General features: G+C 69.6%; 14 protein-coding genes. 2 read left to right on the forward strand and 12 right to left on the reverse strand.

The features are described 5' to 3' along the window. Positions 1 to 28 precede the first annotated feature (28 nt). On the forward strand, positions 29 to 607 hold the full coding sequence (locus Q392_RS30185; protein ID WP_038218221.1) for a GbsR/MarR family transcriptional regulator: 579 nt from the start codon (positions 29 to 31) through the stop codon (positions 605 to 607). Between the two features lie 576 nt (positions 608 to 1,183). Next, complete coding sequence (locus tag Q392_RS30190) at positions 1,184 to 4,600, forward strand: hypothetical protein (protein ID WP_157008449.1); 3,417 nt, start codon at positions 1,184 to 1,186, stop codon at positions 4,598 to 4,600. Between the two features lie 274 nt (positions 4,601 to 4,874). Here Q392_RS30190 and cydX read toward each other — a convergent pair whose 3' ends face one another. The 12 genes from cydX to Q392_RS30245 all read right to left on the reverse strand — a co-directional run bounded on the left by cydX (position 4,875) and on the right by Q392_RS30245 (position 18,730). After that, a complete protein-coding gene (cydX, locus tag Q392_RS31590) occupies positions 4,875 to 5,003 on the reverse strand; it encodes a cytochrome bd-I oxidase subunit CydX (protein ID WP_051954106.1) in 129 nt (42 codons plus the stop codon). 38 nt (positions 5,004 to 5,041) lie between these two features. Next, positions 5,042 to 6,196: a cytochrome d ubiquinol oxidase subunit II gene (gene cydB, locus Q392_RS30195; RefSeq protein ID WP_038218224.1), complete on the reverse strand. Its 1,155-nt coding sequence runs from the start codon at positions 6,194 to 6,196 to the stop codon at positions 5,042 to 5,044. A gap of 19 nt (positions 6,197 to 6,215) precedes the next feature. Continuing rightward, entirely contained in the window at positions 6,216 to 7,802 is a 1,587-nt protein-coding gene (locus Q392_RS30200) for a cytochrome ubiquinol oxidase subunit I (RefSeq protein ID WP_051954107.1), read from the reverse strand. 42 nt (positions 7,803 to 7,844) lie between these two features. Continuing rightward, complete coding sequence (locus Q392_RS30205) at positions 7,845 to 9,554, reverse strand: ATP-binding cassette domain-containing protein (protein ID WP_051954108.1); 1,710 nt, start codon at positions 9,552 to 9,554, stop codon at positions 7,845 to 7,847. 61 nt (positions 9,555 to 9,615) lie between these two features. Then, a complete protein-coding gene (gene cydD / locus Q392_RS30210) occupies positions 9,616 to 11,289 on the reverse strand; it encodes a thiol reductant ABC exporter subunit CydD (RefSeq protein ID WP_038218225.1) in 1,674 nt (557 codons plus the stop codon). Between the two features lie 179 nt (positions 11,290 to 11,468). Then, on the reverse strand, positions 11,469 to 12,560 hold the full coding sequence (locus Q392_RS30215) for a BMP family ABC transporter substrate-binding protein (protein ID WP_038218226.1): 1,092 nt from the start codon (positions 12,558 to 12,560) through the stop codon (positions 11,469 to 11,471). A gap of 103 nt (positions 12,561 to 12,663) precedes the next feature. After that, the gene (locus tag Q392_RS30220; RefSeq protein WP_038218235.1) at positions 12,664 to 13,713 is read right to left on the reverse strand and encodes an adenosine deaminase; all 1,050 of its coding nucleotides are present in this window, start codon (positions 13,711 to 13,713) and stop codon (positions 12,664 to 12,666) included. Positions 13,714 to 13,805: 92 nt separating this feature from the next. Continuing rightward, positions 13,806 to 14,546: an enoyl-CoA hydratase/isomerase family protein gene (locus Q392_RS30225; protein WP_051954109.1), complete on the reverse strand. Its 741-nt coding sequence runs from the start codon at positions 14,544 to 14,546 to the stop codon at positions 13,806 to 13,808. Further along, positions 14,539 to 15,699 carry a CaiB/BaiF CoA transferase family protein gene (locus Q392_RS30230; protein ID WP_038218237.1) on the reverse strand — a complete coding sequence of 387 codons (1,161 nt, stop codon included), beginning with the start codon at positions 15,697 to 15,699 and terminating at the stop codon, positions 14,539 to 14,541. Before Q392_RS30230 ends, Q392_RS30225 begins: the two co-directional genes overlap by 8 nt. A gap of 25 nt (positions 15,700 to 15,724) precedes the next feature. After that, complete coding sequence (locus Q392_RS30235) at positions 15,725 to 17,125, reverse strand: MmgE/PrpD family protein (RefSeq protein WP_051954110.1); 1,401 nt, start codon at positions 17,123 to 17,125, stop codon at positions 15,725 to 15,727. A gap of 1 nt (position 17,126) precedes the next feature. Then, a complete protein-coding gene (locus Q392_RS30240; RefSeq protein ID WP_038218239.1) occupies positions 17,127 to 17,870 on the reverse strand; it encodes a CoA-transferase in 744 nt (247 codons plus the stop codon). A 14-nt stretch (positions 17,871 to 17,884) separates the two neighbouring features. After that, positions 17,885 to 18,730 carry a CoA transferase subunit A gene (locus Q392_RS30245; RefSeq protein ID WP_051954111.1) on the reverse strand — a complete coding sequence of 282 codons (846 nt, stop codon included), beginning with the start codon at positions 18,728 to 18,730 and terminating at the stop codon, positions 17,885 to 17,887. Between the last annotated feature and the right edge of the window lies 1 nt (position 18,731).

Genomic DNA, 18,731 nt, shown 5'->3' on the forward strand with positions numbered 1-18,731 from the left:
TTTCAGCAGACGCGGCACAATCGCGCGGATGGCCGATGCTCGTGAACTCCCTCCGCTGAACCGCCAGTTCATCGCCCACTTCGGCGAGATGGGCAGCCGCTGGGGCATCAACCGCACGGTGGGGCAGATCTACGCGCTGCTGTACCTCTCGCAGCGGCCGCTCAATGCCGACGAGATCGCCGAGCTGCTGGCCTTCTCGCGCTCGAACGTCAGCATGGGCCTGAAGGAACTGCAGGCCTGGCGGCTGGTGAAGCTGCGCCACCACCCAGGCGACCGGCGCGAGTACTTCGAGGCGCCCTCGGACGTATGGGAGATCTTCCGCGTGCTGGCCGAGGAGCGGCGCCGCCGCGAGATCGAGCCGACGCTCTCCATGCTGCGCGGCGCGCTGCTGGAGGAGCCGGCCAGCGACGAAGAGCGCCACGCGCAGCAGCGCATGCGCGAGATGCACGACCTGATCGACCGCCTGATGACCTGGTTCGACGACGTGCAGCGGCTGGAGCCGGAGACCGCCATGAAGTTGATGGGCATGGGGGCGACGGTGACGAAGGTGCTGGGGTTGAAGAGTCGGATTGCGGGGGCGGCGGGGAGGAAGAAGAAGGAAGGCTGAGTACGGGAGCTCGGAGCGACTATTCGGGTGCGAGTTGGGATGGGTGCTTCAGACTGGGAGCAGCCGCTCGACCGCATCGGCCTGGACGGCAGCTTCCGACCCCGCAGCTAACAGTCGCCGATCAAAACGAGCGTCCCGTAGAGCGGTCGGTGGCCCAGTGTCGGACGCGCGGAGACAGCAAGGGCATCGCTCTGAACTTCGATCAAGTGGGTCATGGCGGCGAGGGTCGCTGCCGCTGCGGCGGCGATGGCTACCTCCTGCTCTTGCACCAGTTTTGAAATGCATGGAAGGCCTTGTAGCAAGCTTGGCACTGCTCTGAGAGCAGTTCTATACCCAGCTTCAGCTCAAGCGGCTGCGTGCCGCCGAACCCTTGGATAACCTGCTCGGTCTTGGCGCTGAACATGCGTGTGAGCATGTTGGTCTGACCGAAGACGACTCGCGGTGCGAAGGGGTGCGATAAGCCCGCGGGCAGGGCATGCTCAGCGGTCGCACGGGTGGCGCGGTCGAGGCCTGGGTTTCGGCGGCCGTGACACGCTGCGTCACGGCGGCACCGACGGCGAGGCGACAATTCATCGGATGCCAATGATGCGCTCATTTGGGTTGATCCGGGATCTGGTGAAGGCGCCGTGGTCGGTGCGCGCGGTTGCAAGACGCGACGAAGCTGCCTGGTTCGCCCAGAACGCACACAGGCGGCGGCTTTCCCTGTCGCGTTTGGAACGTGAACTGCTGTTTGCCGGTGAACATCCCTTGCGGTTCGCCTTCTCGCTGCTTGCACTGCAGGTCGCGCTGCTTGTGCTCGTGGCGAAGCTTCCGCCAGAGTGGTTTGCTCCTGCGTGGTTGTTCGACTGGAAGGTGGCGGAGCAGCTATCGCACTTTTCCACGGTGTGGACCATCCAGGCCACGCTGGCGGCGCTGGTGTATCCGATCGTGATCTCCTTTGTCGCGGTGTACCTGCAACGCCGACCGGCAGCCGAGGCGTTCGTTCATCTCTACATGCTCGACTCGGGCGCGCTTGCGGCAGGCCTGTCTTCATTGGCTCTTGTGGTCGTGATGGGGGTGCAGTACTTGATGCTGAGCACCTGGGGAACTGAGGCGCTGCCCGGCTGGGCGATGATCGATACAGTTTGGTTCGTTCTGAACGCCGCATTGACGACCTTCTTCCTCTTCCGAACCGTGGAGTTCCTTCGGCCAGAGGTGCAAGCCAGCGTGATTCAGCGGTACACGGTGAACGTGGCGCTGCCCAGAGACGTGCAGCGCTTGAACACGTTTCAAGTGCTGGCCGGAAGCATCGCGAAGGGCTGGTTTCCAGTTCCGTCATACGGCGATGAAAAGGCGCCGGACGGACCTCGCCTGTTGATCGGCCGGTACGGCTTTCGCGAGGGAGACGTTCAAGGTGAGATTCCGCTGCAGGCCCAGGTCCGCCTGGTCGACGTGCGCCTCTGGCTGGTTCGCCTGGTGGTGGGGGCGTGGTACCGCAAGGCGCTGACATGGTCGCGGCCGGAGAAGACCAAGTCGTTTGGTGACGACAAGTCCTGGCCGCTGCTGACCTTGCCCATGAGCCCGGGGACCACCTACGAAGGCGAGTTCCCGTTGGCACGCGTTGCGGATGGCCCCGCGCTTTCCGGGTGGCAACGGCGGCTTCTGCGGTTGTCGGTCGTCCTGCGGCGCACTTCGCGGGAGAGGTATGGCATTCGGGTGGACGCCATCCTCGATGAGCTGGCAGCAGACGCTCGTGGTACAGCGGGCAAGTCTGACAACGAGGGGTTCGAGCGCGCCTACAGTGCCCTGATCGAACTGCACGAACTGTTGTTGGCAGCGTGCTTGGAGAAGACGGAGTCTGGGGAACAAGGCAGCTGGGCCCTGCTGCCGGACACCGAGAAGTTCTTCGGTCGCAGGCTGCACGAGAACTGGAGCGAGGCCTACAGGGGCGTCTTCCAGTCGGCCATCGAAGGCATGGTTCGGGATCCGCGGCCACTGCGTCGCTTGTGCTATCTGCTGCAACACCTGGATGGGGATGAGCTCCGAGCGTCACCCGTCGAGATTCGCGAACACCTCCTGCAATTGCCGCCGCTGATGATGTACCAGCTCAGCAACTGGTGGGCGTTCCGAGTCGAGGAGCAAGGGATCATCGAGCACAGTCACATGCAGATGGTGCTGTTGCGGCCACCTCTCAACCGGGTCTACGAAGAGGTGCTTTCCGCCTTTGTCGCTGGGTGGGAGAACGGACGACCCGACAAACCCAGGCGGAGTCGCGACGCGCAGAAGTTGGACTGGGCGGCACTGCCGGCGCTGGCCCGCTTGAACGTCAAGCACATCGAGGAAACGGCTCGGATGCTGCTTGCTGCTGTGATGCGCGGTGACCAGGCCGCTGCGGAGTGGCTGGCCGACGTGTTGAGCAAGTGGTGGGGTACGCTGGACTTCGATCACGGGCCCTACCAGCTCTATGACAAGACAGCGTTCATCACCATCGACGACTTGGCGCTTCAGTGGCCTGCCTTCTGCGCCAAGTTCAGCTTGGGAAGCGATGACGACGAGGTGGATGAGCGGCTGAGGCCCACTTTGCAGCAGGGCGCCTTCCAGGCTGCGCTGCGGAACTTCTGGACCGACGTGCGCTTCTTGTCCATCGAGCTCATGCTCGATTGGGTTCGCACGTTGCCGATTGCCACTGTGGGTGGTTCGTTGGCCTTTGAAATCGCCAGCGGCTTCCTGACAGACAAGCAATGGAAGTCGGGAGGTCAGGCAGTCGATTCGCTCAGGGACCTGTCACCAGCCGAGTACCTTGTCGCCAAGGCGCGCCAGTTCGCGGCATCCGGCGAGTGGCGTGGCGGCTATGTAGGGAGGCTGGACCGTTTCGTCGAGCGAGTGAAGGACATGCGCAGGCCCAATATGGTCAGCTCACGCGTCTACTCGTTCGGCGGTGCTGACGATGTGGAGTCACTCCAGGAGTCCCAGTTGGAACTGTTGGCCGTACTGGCAAACTCGGACTGGACATTGCCGCGATCACTGCAGCGACAGCTGGATGTCTGGTTCGACCCTCGATTCGACCAGTACAGCAGCATCGAGATCCTTCGAAGCCGTTTGAAGAGCTGGCTTGACAGGCTGGAGCAGGAGCCTGGCCTTTCGGCTGACCACATCGGTATGCTCAAGGAGCGGGTCAGGCCGGGCGTGACTGCGCAGGCCGGAATCGCGCACATGAAGGCCGGCCTGCTGGCCACCCAGCAGGCGCTGGATGGACGACGCGAGGAGACATTGGCCGCGCAGCCAATCGACCCGGATCGGCTTCTGGAGATTGCGCGCTTCGCATCGTCAACGGCGTTCGCCAGGGAAGAAGGGCGCTTCCCCGTTCACCTGTTCCCCATCGAGAGCACAACCGAGGCCCTGGAAGACTTCACGCTGACGTTCACCCAAGTTCGCCGCGGTGAACTCACGCAGATGCAGATGGAACAGCGTGCGGTCAACGAGGAGGAGTACTTCGCTGATGCGATGTCGCAGCAGGTCGCGATCGTTGTGCTCAGCGACGTCCTGCATCGATCAGACATCAAGGAGGTTGCGGTCCAGGAAGCCGAGGCCTACTGGAAGGCTTTGAAGGCGGAGGCGCAGCTGATCCTGGCCAGGGGAGGCAAACCCATCCTGCTGCTGGACAACTCGACTCGTCCTGACTGGGTCTGGGATTGGCAGCACGCAGACTTTGGCGCCGACCACAAGCGGCCGGAAGACCTGCAGGTCAGGCGCCGCGACGGCATGGGCGCAGGATACGTTTGCGACTTCAACGACATCGAGGTCTATGTCGCACCTTTGCCGATCGGACAATCGATCCTGCTGTCTAGGGATACGTTCCGCTTGTTGACCTTCACCAACTTTGGCGATGGTCGGTTCGTCAAGGTCGAGGTGGCGGAGCTGGAGGGAGCCAGGAATCTGGTGGATCTCAAGCTCACTTTCTCGCGCAAAGTTGAGGCCGGGCAGTCGAGGGTTGTGAGGCTCGTCTACGCGTAGACCAAAGAATGCCGTCACTAATGCAGGATGAGCGAGGGGATTGCCGAACATCGAGATCGTGCCTGGAGTGGTTGCATTGCAGGCAGGAACCCGCTTGACCCAATTCAGCAAACCGCCTCATACACAGAATTCCGGACACCCCCAGCTTTGGCAATTACTCATCAGCCTGCGACAAAACTGCCGTTCGCGTGCGACGGCTCTTGGCCGGGAGCAGCCGCCCGGCGGTTTGGTGTCGACCGACCGCAACCGCTGCTCAGCAGTCGCCCAACACATCTCACCTCGCCGGATCATCCAGCTTGTCCCGCCGCACCGCCTCGTCGTCCATCAGCTCGTACCACATCGCATTGAGCACGGCGAAAGCCGCGGCCAGGGGCAGTCCCAGGAGCCAGGCGAAGTACCACATGGTCGGATGTCCTTTCGTCGCTGTCGTTGTTCGGTGCGTCAGTACGCGTGGGTCTTCTCTTCACGGATCGCGTCGGCGTCCACCTTGCCGCGCAGCACCGCGAACACCCAGCTCGTGTAGGCCAGGATGATCGGCATGAAGATGGCCGTCACCACCACCATGATGAACAGCGTCAGGTGGCTGGAGGACGCGTCCCACGCCGTCAGGCTGGCGCGCGGATCCAGCGACGAGGGCAGGAGGAAGGGGAACATCGACACGCCCACGCTGACGATGATGCCGGCGATGGCCAGCCCGCTGGCCAGCAGCGCCGCCAGCGCCCTCCTCGCGGCCATGGCGGCGGCGGCCAGCAGCGCGCCGGCCGCGCCCAGCGCCGGCACCGCCCACAGCGCGGGGTGAGCCGCGTAGTTGGCGAACCAGGCGCCCGGCACCTGCACCACCGTCTTGAGCAGCGGGTTGGAGGGCCCGTTGTCCACGATGCCGGCGGTGATCTGGTAGCCGGGAACGAACTTCGCCAGCAGCACGCCGGCCAGCACGTACAGCGCCGCGGTCGCCAGCGCGGCGGCGATGCCGAAGCGGCGCGCGCGGCCGGCCACCGCGCCCTCGGTCTTGAGCAGCAGCCAGGCGGCGCCGTGCATCAGCAGCATCGCCAGCGAGACCAGCCCGGCCAGCAGCGCGTAGGGATTGAGCAGGCCGAGGAAGCTGCCCTCGTAGAAGATGCGCATGTCCGGCGCGAAGCGGAAGGGCACGCCCTGCAGCACGTTGCCCATGGCCACGCCGAAGATCAGCGCCGGCACCAGGCCGCCGATGCACAGCACCCAGTCCCAGCGCGTGCGCCAGGCCGGCTCTTCGCGCTTGCTGCGGAACTTGAAGGCCACCGGCCGCAGGATCAGCGCCATCAGGATGGCGAACATCGCGAGGTAGAAGCCGGAGAAGGACACGGCGTAGATGTGCGGCCAGGCCGCGAAGATCGCGCCGCCGCCCAGGATCAGCCAGACCTGGTTGCCCTCCCACACCGGGCCGACGCTGTTGATGACGATGCGCCGCTCCAGGTCGGTCTTCGCGACGAAGGGCAGCAGCGCGGCGGTGCCCAGGTCGAAGCCGTCCATGACGGCGAAGCCCACCAGCAGCACGCCCAGCAGGGCCCACCAGATCAGGCGCAGGGTGTCGTAGGAGACGAGTTCGTGAAGGATCATGGTGCGTTCTCCTCGGGGTTCAGGATGCGGCGGCCGCCAGTTCGGGCCCGGCCGGGCCGCGGCGCCCGCCGGCCGGCGCCTCTTCCTGCGGCCCCTTGCGGATGGCCTTGAACATCAGCTTCATCTCGATGACCAGCAGGACCGTGTACAGCGCCACGAAGCCGATGATGGTGGCCAGCACCGTTCCCGCGCCGAGGCTGGAGACGGCCACCGCGGTGGGCAGCACGCCCTCGATCACCCACGGCTGGCGGCCGAACTCGGCCACGAACCAGCCGCACTCGATGGCGATCCACGGCAGCGGGATGGCCCACACCGCCACCTTGAGCAGCCAGCGGTGCGCATCCAGCCGGCGCCGCGCCGACAGCCAGAAGAAGACCGCCGTCAGCAGGATGAAGAACATCCCCAGGGCGACCATGATGCGGAAGGTCCAGTACAGCGGCGCCACCTGCGGCACCGTGTCCCACGCCGCCTTGGCGATCTGCTCCTGCGTGGCCTGCCGCGGATCGTCCACGTAGCGCTTGAGCAGCAGCGCGTAGCCCAGCATCGCGCCGTTGACCTCGAAGTCGGCGCGCGCCTGCACGGGCACCTCGGCGTCGGTCTTCGCGGCGCGGATCTGCTGCAGCGCGTCGTAGGCCTTGAGTCCGTCGCGGATGTGGCCCTCGGCCCGCTTGACCAGATCCTCGATGCCGGGGATCTCGGTGGTCAGCGAGCGCGTGCCGATCAGCCCCATCGCCCAGGGGATGTGCACCGCGAAGTGCGTCTCGCGCGCCTCCTGGTCGGGAAAGCCGAAGGCGGTGAAGGCGGCCGGCGCCGGTTCGGTCTTCCACATCGCCTCGATGGCGGCCAGCTTCATCTTCTGGTGTTCGGTGGAGAGGTAGCCGCTCTCGTCGCCCAGCACCACCACCGACAGCGCCGAGGCCAGCCCGAAGGAAGCGGCCACCGTCATCGAGCGCTTGGCGAGCTGCACGTGCCGCCCCTTGAGCAGATACCACGCCGCCACGCCCAGCACGAACAGCGCCGCGCACACGTAGCCGGCCGAGACGGTGTGCACGAACTTGGCCTGCGCCACCGGGTTGGTCAGCACCGCGGCGAAGTCCGTCACTTCCATGCGCATGGTCTGCGGGTTGAACTGCGCGCCCACCGGGTTCTGCATCCAGCCGTTGGCGATCAGGATCCACAGCGCCGAGAAGTTGGAGCCCAGCGCCACGCACCAGGTGACGATCAGGTGCTTGAGCTTGGAGAGCTTGTCCCAGCCGAAGAAGAACAGGCCGACGAAGGTGGCCTCCAGGAAGAAGGCCATCAATCCCTCAATGGCCAGCGGCGCGCCGAACACGTCGCCCACGTAGTGGCTGTAGTAGCTCCAGTTCATGCCGAACTGGAACTCCATCACGATGCCGGTGGCCACGCCCATCGCGAAGTTGATGCCGAAGAGCACGCCCCAGAACTTGGTCATGTCGCGCCAGATGGGGCGTCCCGTCATCACGTAGACCGTCTCCATGATGGCGATCAGGATCGACAGGCCCAGCGTCAGGGGCACGAACAGGAAGTGGTACAGCGCCGTGAGCGCGAACTGCAATCGCGAGAGGGCGACGATGTCGAGGTCCATGGGGCTTGTTCCTTCTTGGCTTGCTCGGTGGTGGGGATTCGGTCAGTCGGCGCGCAGCCCGGCGAGCAGCGCGTCGAAGCCCGGCTCGCCGCGCCGCAGGGCGCTCGCGATGCGGCCGTGCTCGACACGCAGCAGCCGGTCGGCCAGCGCGGCCTCGCGGCGCAGGTGGGTGGCGATCAGCATCGTGCGGCCGCCGGTGCGCGACCCGGCGTCCAGGCGCGCCAGCACATCGCGCGCGGTGCGGGCGTCCAGCGCCTCGGTGCATTCGTCCAGCAGCCACAGCGGCCGGCGCTGCAGCAGCAGCCGGGCCAGCGCCAGGCGCCGCGCCTGGCCGCCCGAGAGGCCCTGGCCGCCCTCGCCCAGCAGCGTGTCCAGGCCCTGCGGGAGGGCGCGCACGTCGCCGGCCAGGCCGGCAGCCGCCAGCACGGTGTCCAGTCGTGCGTCCGTGGCGTCGGGGTCGGCCAGCCGCAGGTTGTCCCGCAGGCTGTCCTGGAACAGGTCGATGCGCTGGGTGAGCCAGGCGGCCGCGGGCGCCTGGATGCGTCCGGCCTGCGGCGCCAGTTCGCCGGCGATGAGCGCCAGCAGCGTGGACTTGCCCGCGCCGCTCGCGCCGACAAGCGCGACACGCTCGCCCGGCTCGATGGCCAGCCAGGGCACGACGAAGGCCGCGTGCGCTTCGCCGTCGCGCACGCAGCGCACGTCGTGCAGCCGCACGGCGCCGGCATCGGCCGCCGACGGGCCGGCCTCCGCTGCACAGCCCGATGGCGCATCGCACTCGCTCAGGGCCGGCCCGAGGCGGCGTACCGCCAGCAGCGCGCGCCCGGCGTCCAGGGCGCCGCGGCGCAACGCGCCCAGCGGCTCCGGCGCCGCCAGCGCCACCAGCAGCATCAGCGCCGCGACGGGCGCGCCGATGCGGCCCTGCTCCGCCAGCCACGCCGCGCCCAGCAGCACGCCGGCCAGCGTCAGCGCCGCCGCGGCGCCGTGGGCGAACAGCGCGCGCCCCTCGAGGCGCTGGAGCCGCGCGTCGTTCGCGGCGATGCGCGCGTCGCTCGCCGCGATCGCCCGGCACTGGGCCTGAAGCCTGCCGGCCATCGCCAGCTCGACACGGCCCGCCACCAGGTCGGCCGTGCGCGCGCGCAGCGTCTCCACGGCGGCCCCGCGCTGCGCCGCCGGACGCGCCGCGCGCCGGGCGAGCAGCCACGCGCTGCCCCACCCCACCGCCAGCAGCCAGGCGAACAGCCCCATCCCCAGCACGGCATCCTGCATGCCGACCACCGCGCCCGCCGCCAGCGCGGCGCCGAAGGTCGCGGCCGCGGGCACCAGCAGCCGCAGGTACAGCGTCTCCAGCGCATCGATGTCGGCCGTCAGGCGAAGCAACAGGCGCGCCGGCCGCAGTTGCAGCAGCCGCGCCGCGCGCGGGCCGGACCAGGCACGGAACAGGCGCTCGCGCAGCGCGGCCAGCACACCCAGCGTGGCATCGTGCGTGGCCAGCCGCTCGCCGTAGCGCGACAGCGTGCGGCCCAGCGCCAGCAAGCGGATGCCCGCGGAAGGCATGAACACGTCGAAGACCAGCGCCGTCGCCACCTGCGCGCCCGCCAGCGCGGTGGCCGTGATGAACCAGCCCGCCAGCCCCAGCAGCCCGATGCCCGCCAGCACCGTCAGCACGGCCAGCAGCAGGCCCAGCGCCAGGCCGCGGCCCTGCGCGGCGGCGAACAGCCGGGCCACGGCCCCGAGGCGCGCGGCGCTGCTCATTGGGTAGCCTCCGCACTTCGTGCTGCGGTGCGAGCCCCCTTCGGAACGGCCGGGCGTGGGCTCATGCCGCCTCCATCTGCGCGCCGGTCTCGTCCAGCCGCACCACGCGATGCATGCGCGCCGCCAGCGCCGGGTCGTGGGTGGCGACGATGAGCGTGCGGCCCCGGGCGAGTTGCAGCAGGGCCTCCGTCACCTGCGCGGCCGTGTCGCCGTCCAGGTGCGCCGTGGGCTCGTCGACCAGCAGCAGCCCGGCCTCGCGCTGCGCCGCCAGGCGGGCGAGCGCCAGCCGCACCATCTCGCCGCCGGACAGGCCCTGGCCGCCCTCGCCCAGCGACGCCGCCGGCCGCGCGGCCGCCAGTTCGCCCAGCCCGGCCAGATGCAGCGCCGCGTCGATGTCCCGCGCGCCGACGCCGGGCCTGCCCAGGGCCACGTTGTCGCGCAGCGAGCCGGCGAAGACGTGGGGCCGCTGGTCCATCCAGCCGATGCGCCGCCGCAGCGCATCGGCGCTGCCCGCATTCATCGCCGCCGCGCCGATGCGCACCTCGCCGGCCTGCGGTGCGAGCAGGCCGGCCAGCAGCGCCAGCAGGGTGCTCTTGCCGCCGCCGCTGGCGGCCACCAGCGCCACGTGCTCGCCCGGACGCACGTGCAGCGCGAAGCCGTCGAAGACGCCCGCGCGGCCCGGATGCGCGAAGCGCAGCCCGCGCACCTGCACGTCCAGCGGCCCGGCCGACGGCAGCGCGGCGGCCGCCTCCAGGGACGCATCCGACCCACCCGCGGACGCGGGCGCCAGCTGCCGCAGCCGGTCCATCGCCGCTTCGCCCGCGGCGCGGTCGTGCCAGACGGCCGCCAGGTCGCGCAGCGGCTCGAAGAAGGCCGGCGCCAGCAGCAGGACGAACAGCCCCTCGCCCAGGCTCAGCGTGCGCCCCCAGGCGCCGAAGCCGATCTGGCCGAGCAGATGGAAGCCGACGTACACGGCCACCATCGCCACGCCCAGCGCCGAGAACAGCTCCAGCACGGCCGACGACAGGAAGGCGATGCGCAGCACCGCCATCGTGCGCCGGCGCAGGTCCTGCGCAGCGGCATGCACCCGCTGCGCCGTCCGGCCGACGGCGCCCAGCGCGCGCAGCGTCGGCAGGCCGCGCAGCCGGTCGAGCAGGAAGCCGTTCATCCGGCCCAGCTCCGCCATCTGCGCGTCGCTCGCCGACCGGGCGCGCCAGCCGACGATGGCCATGAACAGGGGAATGAGCGGCGCGGCCACCAGCAGGATCAGCGCCGCCGCCCACGACCACCACAGCACCGCCAGCAGCAGCACCGGAGGCACCCAGATCACCCGCAGGCGCACCGGCGCGAAACGCACGCGCCAGGGCAGCACCGCCTCGGCCTGCTCGGCCAGCGTGCTGGCCGCCTCGCCGGAAGCCGGTGCGTCCGGATCGGCCTGCGCCGGCCGCGCCGCCAGGGCTGCCGCCGCACCGGCGCGCAGGCCGGACAACTCGCGCCGCGCCGCCGTGAATGCCAGGCGCAGCCCCCATTTGTCGCAGGCGGCCCGCAGCAAACCCACCAGCGCCACGCCTGCCGCCGCGGGCAGCACCGCGGCCACGCCGCCGCCGTCCGCGATCCGCTGCACCGCCCAGGCCAGGAGCGCCGCCTGGGGCACCCAGAGCAGCGCCGCCAGGAGCTGGATCACGCCACCGGCCTGCGGCGGAGCAGTGTGCGGCTGCGGAGCAGTGGTCGGCATCCGTAGGGTACTGAGTTTTCAGTAATTATTGAAATTACTGCAATGATACGACCTCAATCAAGAAGCGGCCAGGCACATGGTTCATCATTTGGCAGCCGAGCGCCACCCCCGGGGCGCGGCCGGGCCGCCCCCGGCGCGACGGCGAGACCGCCCGCCGGCCGCTCGTGCAGGCGCGGGGCTCAGCGCGAGATGCGCCCCTGCACCCCTTCGGCCAGCCAGTCCATCTTCAGGATCCGGCCGTCGTCCAGCGCCGCGCCGCGCGCGATGGCGACCCGGCCCTCGTTGTCGCGCACGTCGGCGCCGGCGGCCGCAAAGGGCTTCAGGCGGCCGGCCGCGATGTCCTGCTGGCGTGCCAGCACCTCGCGGCGCACGGCCTCGGGCACCCTGGGGCCGAAGTCGCCCACGCGGATCATTCCTTCCTTGACGCCGCCCCAGGTGTCGGTGCTCTGCCAGCGGCCCTCCAGCACTGCACGGGCCCGCTCGGTGTCGTAGGTGCCCCACTGGTGGGTGATGGCCAGCAGCTGTGCATCGGGCGCCACCCGGCGCATGTCGGAGTGGTAGGCCACGGCCAGCCGGCCGCGCTCCTGCGCCGCCCGCATCACGGCGGTGGAGCCGGTGTGGAAGGCCAGCACGTCGGCGCCCTGGTCCATCAGGCGCATGGCGGCGTCGTGCTCCAGCGCGGGGTCGAACCAGGTGTTGAGCCACAGCACCTTCACCTGCGCCTGCGGATTGACCGAGCGCATGCCCAGCGTGAAGGCGTTGATGCCCTGCAGCACCTCGGGGATCGGGAAGCCCGCCACGTAGCCCGCCGTGCCCGACTTCGTCATCCGCCCGGCCGCGATGCCGGCCAGGTAGCGCCCCTCGTAGTAGCGCGCGTTGACGGTGGCCACGTTGGCGGCGCGCTGGTAGCCGGTGACGGACTCGAACTTCACCTCCGGAAACTCCCTGGCCACCTTCAGCGTCGGCTCCATGTAGCCGAAGCTGGGCGTGAAGATGAGCCGGTGGCCCTGGCGCGCGAGGTCGCGGATCACGCGCTCCGCGTCCGGCCCTTCGGCCACGTTCTCGACGTAGGTCGTCTGCACCCGGCCGGGCAGCGCCGCCTCGACGGCCCGGCGGCCCTGGTCGTGCTGGTGCACCCAGCCGGCGTCGCCCAGCGGCGTGACGTAGACGAAGCCGATCTTCAGCGGCGCGGCGGCGGGCTGCGCGGGACAGGCAAGGGGGGAAAGCAAAAGACAGGCAGCCGCGAACGCGGCAGCGAGGTTTTTGTACATGGTGTTCCTCTACATGGCCCCGGCGTGGATGAACGAAAAACGCGCTGCAGCCGGGACGCCTGCAGCGCGAAGGGGGTGGATTGTAGAAGCCCTGGAACAGGCCTCAGGCAAAGGCAGCGAAGTGGGCGCTCAGCCGATCCATGTACGCCTGCTTGGCCTGCGCGTCGGCAAAGCTGCCCGTGAAGCTGTTGGCCGCCAGCTGCCAGGCCTGCCGCGCCCCCAGCCCGGTGGCCGCGAAGGTCCGGGTGAAGTTCTCGTTGACGTAGCCGCCGAAGTAGGCCGGGTCGTCGGAGTTGACGGTGGCGACCAGGCCCGCGTCGAGCAACTGCCCCAGGTTGTGCTGCGCCAGGTCGGGGAAGACGCACAGCTTCAGGTTCGACAGCGGGCACACCGTCAGCGGGATGCGGTCGGCCGCCAGGCGGCGCATCAGGGTCGGGTCCTTCGGGCTCTGCACGCCGTGGTCGATGCGTTCGGCCTTGAGCACGTCCAGGGCGCTCCACACGTAGTCGGGCGGCCCCTCCTCGCCGGCGTGCGCGACGATGTGCAGGCCCAGCTCGCGGCAGCGCGCGAACACGCGGGCGAACTTCTCCGGCGGATGGCCGACCTCGCTGGAATCGAGGCCGACGCCGATGAAGCGGTCCCGGAAAGGCAGCGCCTGCTCCAGCGTGGCGAAGGCGTCCTCCTCGCTCAGGTGGCGCAGGAAGCACAGGATCAGCGCGGCATCGACGCCGAGCTGCGTCTTCGCCTCGGCGCAGGCGCGCGAGAGGCCGTCCACCACGGTCGCCATCGACACGCCGCGCACGGTATGCGTCTGCGGATCGAAGAACATCTCGGTGCGCAGCACGTTGTCGGCCGCCGCGCGCTGCAGGTAGGCCCAGGCCATGTCGTGGAAGTCCTGCTCGTGGAGCAGCACGCTGGCGCCGGCGTAGTAGATGTCCAGGAAGCTCTGCAGGTTGGTGAAGGCGTAGGCGCGGCGCAGCTCCTCGACGCTGGCGTAGGGGATGGCGACGCCGTTGCGCTGCGCGAGCCGGAAGATCAGCTCGGGCTCCAGCGAGCCCTCGATGTGCATGTGCAGCTCGGCCTTGGGCATGCTGCGCAGCAGCTCGGGCAGGCGCTCGGCGGGAATGGCGGCGGGGTCGAAAGGCAGGCTCATGGCGTTCGCGGGGCGTGGGAGGTCTTGCTGCGTCGGAGCATAAGACACGGCCCCTGCCCCGTCCTCCCCGGGGCCTGCCGCCGGATCGGGCCTCAGCGGCTCTGGGCGGCGGCCAGCACGCGCGCGCGGTAGCCCTCGATGCGCGACTTGAGCCCCGGCGTCGCGGCCGAGCGGACCAGCGCTGCCAGGTCACCGTCGTCGCGGTCGGTCCCGCGTGTGGCGGCCCGGATGGCCGCCGCCGTTGCGCGGTCGACTGCGGGCGGGGCGCAAAGCGCCGCCAGCCACCGATCCTCCTCCCCTCCTCCCGCCACGAGGTCGGTGACAAGCCCCGCCTGCACGGCATCGGCCGCGCCCAGGTTCACGCCCTGTGTGATCCAGGCGCGCGCGCGATCGACGCCCACGCGCTCCGCCAGGCGGCGGCTGCCGAGCACCAGGCCGAACTGCGCCCCCGGGAAGCTGAACGACGTACCGGGATCGGCTGCCCTGACGTCGCACGCCGCGAAGAGGTCTGCCCCGGCGCCCCAGGTCCGGCCGCGCGCGCAGGCCACGGTCCGCAGCGGGGCGTGCCACAGTGCGTTCAGCAGTTGCTCGACGCGAACGAAGCGATGCAGCAGATCGCCGTCCGACTGGCGGTCCAGGTCGGACAGGTCGAAGCCGGTGCAGAAGTGCGATCCGCGGGGACGCAGGACCAGGGTGTGGATGTCGTGGTCATCCGCGATCCGCGGCAGCGCGGACAGCAGCGACTCCACGAGCTCCACCGTCAGCGAGTTGCCGCGCGGCGCGCGGTCGAAGTCCAGCGCCACCACGCCCGGTGCGATGAGGTCCTCACGCATCGAGCGGACTCACGGTCTCGGCGCCCCGCAGGGCCTCGGTGTGCTCGCCCAGGACGGGCAGGTCCGTGCGCAGGGGCACGGGCGCGCCGTCGATCCACACCGGGCAGCCGACCGTGCGCGTGCGGGTGGCGCCGGGCAGCTCGATGTCCTGCACCAGTTGCAGGTGCGCAGCCTGCGGGTCGCACAGCGCCTCGGCGTAGCCGTTGATCGCGGAGGCCGGCACGCCGGCCTTCTCGAAGGCCTGCAGCCAGTGGGCCGCATCGCCGGTGGCGAAGCGCGCTTCGAGCAGGACCTTGAGCGCGGCCTGGTTCTGCGCCCGCAGCGTGGGCGTCAGGAACCGGGGATCGTCCAGCAGTTGCGGGCTGTCCACGACCTCGCACACCGCCTGCCAGAGCCGGTTGTTGCCGGCCGCGATGGCGAACCAGCCGTCGCGCGCGCGAAAGGCCTCGTAGGGAGCGTTGCGCGGATGCGCCGACCCGAGCTTGCGCGGGTTGGTGCCGGTGCCGAAGTATTCGCTGGTCTGCAGCGCGGCAATGGCCAGCGTCGTGCCGAACATGGGCACGTCGATGTGTCCGCCCGGGCCGCCCGCGGCCACGCGCGCCAGCATCGACGACACGGTGAACGCGCCGTAGAGACCGGCGGCGAAGTCGGCGATCGGCACGCCGCACTTCACCGGCGCGCCGTCGGCCTCGCCCGTCACGCTCATCACGCCGGCGGCTGCCTGGATCGTGAGGTCGAAGCCGCCCTCGGCGGCGCGCGGGCCGGTCTGGCCGAAGGCGGAGATCGAGCAATAGACCAGCGAAGGCTTTCGCGGTTCGAACCAGTCCCATCCGAGACCGAGCCGCTGCATGACGCCGGGGCGGTTGTTCTCGACCAGCACGTCGGCTTCGAGCACCAGCGATCGCGCCAGCGCCAGGTCGGCCGGCGCCTTGAGGTCCAGCGCCACCGAGCGCTTGCCGCGGTTCAGCGACGCGAAGTTTTCGCTGTAGCCGCCCGACAGCGGCGGCCACTGCCGCAGCGAATCTCCCTCCCGCGGCTCGACCTTGACGACCTCGGCCCCGTAGTCCGACAGCAGCATGCCGCAGAACGGCCCTGCCGCGACCTGGCAGAACTCCACGACCTTGACGCCGGACAGGGGTAGCTGGGAACTCATCGGAAATCCTTTTCTCGGGTGCGGTTCATTGCGGCGCGCGGCGCAGGCGGCCCACCCACCGGGCATCGGGCTGCCGGTGCAGGTCGCGCAGGGTCTCGAGGGCGGCCGCGGCATAGTCCGGGCCGAGGTGGGCGCAGTTGGTCTCGAACTTCTCGATCAGGTGCGCGAGAGACATCGGACGGTGCAGGCTCCCGTAGGCGTCGTCGACGCGGTCCTGCCACAGCAGCTCGTCGCCGGCGAAGAACTTCAGCGCCCCTGCCACGTGCTGCGGGAACACGGCCTCGAAGGACGGGTCGGTGGTGAACTCGACCTTCGAGGCCAGCGCGCGCGTCGCGTCGTCGCAGACGTAGTTCTCCCTGAAATCGGGCAGGAAGAGATGTCCGGTTCCCGGCTTCAGCAGCGCGCGGGCAATGCAGTACGGTGCGCTCATCAGGGCCATGAAGGGGTCGGCCGGTGCGATTTTCGTGGCCTTGGGCGTGAACAGCGTGACGAAGCGCCCCGTGGCGCTGGCCTCGATGCGCGTGACGGCGCCGAGCCGCTGGCCGATGCCGGCGCGCGCGCGGTCGGCCATCTCCACCAGGGGGTGGATGATGTATTCGAGGGGATACCACTTGAACGACATCTCCTCGCACACCCAGGGCGTGTCCGCCTGCCGGCGCAGCGCCTCGGGCCGGTAGGTGTTGCCCGTGAATGCCTCGAAGAAGCCCTGGCCGGTTTCGAGCACCGAATCGGGCCCCGTGAAGCCCTCCTTCGCCAGCAGCGCCGCCGCGAGCCCGGCCTGCGCCGCCCAGCCGGCCTGCGTCCGCTTGGTGGAGTTGTCCCCGCGGGACACGGATGCCAGCCCGCCGGCGTAGCTGCAGGCAATGGCGATCGCCTGCGCGAAGCGCTCCTCGTCGAGCCGCGCGACCTTGGCGGCGGCCGCGGCCGCGGCGATGGTGCCGAGGATGGCGGTCGGAAAGAAGCCGCGGTTGCGCACGGCCGTGCCGTTCCACTCCGTCGAGCAGGCGGCCCAGCCGATGCGTCCACCGACCTCGTCGCCGGCCATCACCGCCTCGAGAAAGGTGCGGCCGTCGGCATCGAAGAGCTCGCAGGCCGCCATGGCGGCGGGAATGACGATGGTCGAGAAATGCGCCACCGAAGGCAGGTGCACGTCGTCGAAGTCGTATCCGTGGCCCAGCGTGGCGTTCATGAACGCCGCGCCGGCCGGCGTCAGCCGCTCGGCCCGGCCCACGACACTGCAGACCCCGTCGCCGGTGTTGACCTGCTGGGCGCGCAACGACGCGTCGGCGAATGCCTCGGGCGACGAGGCCGCCATGCAGCCCAAGGTGTCGAGGACCGTGATGTCCAGCGCCTTGCGCGTGTCGCTGCCGATGGCATCCAGCCCGCACGCCACCGCCATGCGGGCGAGATCGTGGTGATATGCCATGTCAGCCGGCCTCTGCCATGAACGCGCTGGCCGCGAAGTTGGGGTACACCTCCGCCACCTCGCGGCGGGCGAAGCCGCGCAGCAGCGCGAGTTCCTCGGTGGTGGGTTCCGGGGTGGTGGGCACATCGGCGGGACAGTCGAACTCGAAACCCGTGTGCTGCATCACCTCCTGCACGGTGTGGCCCGGATGCACGCTCTGCAGCGTGAAGCGGGCGTGCTGCCGGTCGAAGCTGAACACGCACAGGCCGGTGACCAGCGCCACCGGCCCGCCGGGGCGGAACACGCCTTCGGGCGATACGCCGGGCGCGCTGATGAAATCGACCTTCGGCACGAACACGCGCCGCGAATGCTCCTCGCGGAACAGGATGGTGCGCAGCCCGGTGTAGTACTGCAGCGCCGAGCCGAACGAGCCCGCGAAGCGCACCCGCGTGCGTGGATAGCCGTCGACGCCTACGAGGTTGATGTTGCCCTGCCCGTCGATCTGGCCGCCGCTGAAGAACTGGACGTCCACGCGTCCCTTGGCCGAGAAGTCGTACTGCTCGCGGATGCCGCCGGTGAACAGCTTGTTGAACTTGAAGCTGCCCAGGATCGACAGCGTGAAGTCGCCCTTGCGCCGCGCATGGACCGCCAGGGCGGCCGCGGCGGGGATGGGCGAGGTGTTGCCCACCCCGATGCTCCTGGCGTCGTGGCACAGCCGCGCGAGGACGGTGGCCAGGAGTTCCTGCTGTGTGTAGCGTGAAGACATGGGTTCCTGCCCCTTCATGCCGCGGCGCGGCTCTTTTTCTCGAACACGAACTCGTCGAGGTAGGCCGCGAAGCCCTCCTCCGTGCGCGCCATGGCGGCATACCGCGTCATGTGCGGGGCATCGAACGGGTATTCGCTGCCGAAGGCCACCGGCCAGGCGCCGCGTTCCACGTGCACCGTGGCCGTGGTGTAGAGCTGCGACACGGTCGACGGCGCGAGGTGCTTGTCCTCCAGCAGGTCGCCCTCGTAGAAGTTCTCGAAGGTGGCGATCACGCGTTTCGCGGCCTGCGCCATGGCCATCACCTCGAAGGCCTTGCCGACCCAGACGTTGCCGTGGCGGTCCCCGTAGAGGCCGTGGAACAGCACGACGTCGGGCTGCAGCGCGGGCAGCAGCACGATGGGATCGCCGCCGTCCGCGTAGGGATTGGCGATGACCTGCCATTCGGGCCGGTACTTGAGGATGTCCGACCCGATCAGGCCGCGCATCGGCATGAAGGGCAATCCCTTCTGCGCCGCGGCGATGGACGAGTGGAAGGCCGGGCAGGTCGTGTCGCGCACCTCCATGCGGCCGGCCGAGGCCCAGGCGCGGAAGCGCGGCGCAAGGCCGAAGTCGCCCAGGATCACGCCGGGCATCTCGAGGTAGCTGACGCAGCCTGCGCCGATGAGCAGGTCCGCCACGTACCCGCTGGGCGGACCGCCGATGAGCCGCAGGTTGCGCGCACCCTTGCGCACCAGCGCACGCGCGGCCTCGGCCGGTGCGCCGCCGTAGTCGGCGGGAACGACGAGCGTGTCGCCGTCGCGCACGTACTCGGCGAGTTCGGCCACGTTCTGCAGCACGACGGGAGGGATTCTTTCTTCCATG

It is taken from the genome of Xenophilus azovorans DSM 13620 (genome assembly GCF_000745855.1).
Taxonomy (GTDB): Bacteria; Pseudomonadota; Gammaproteobacteria; order Burkholderiales; family Burkholderiaceae_C; genus Xenophilus; species Xenophilus azovorans.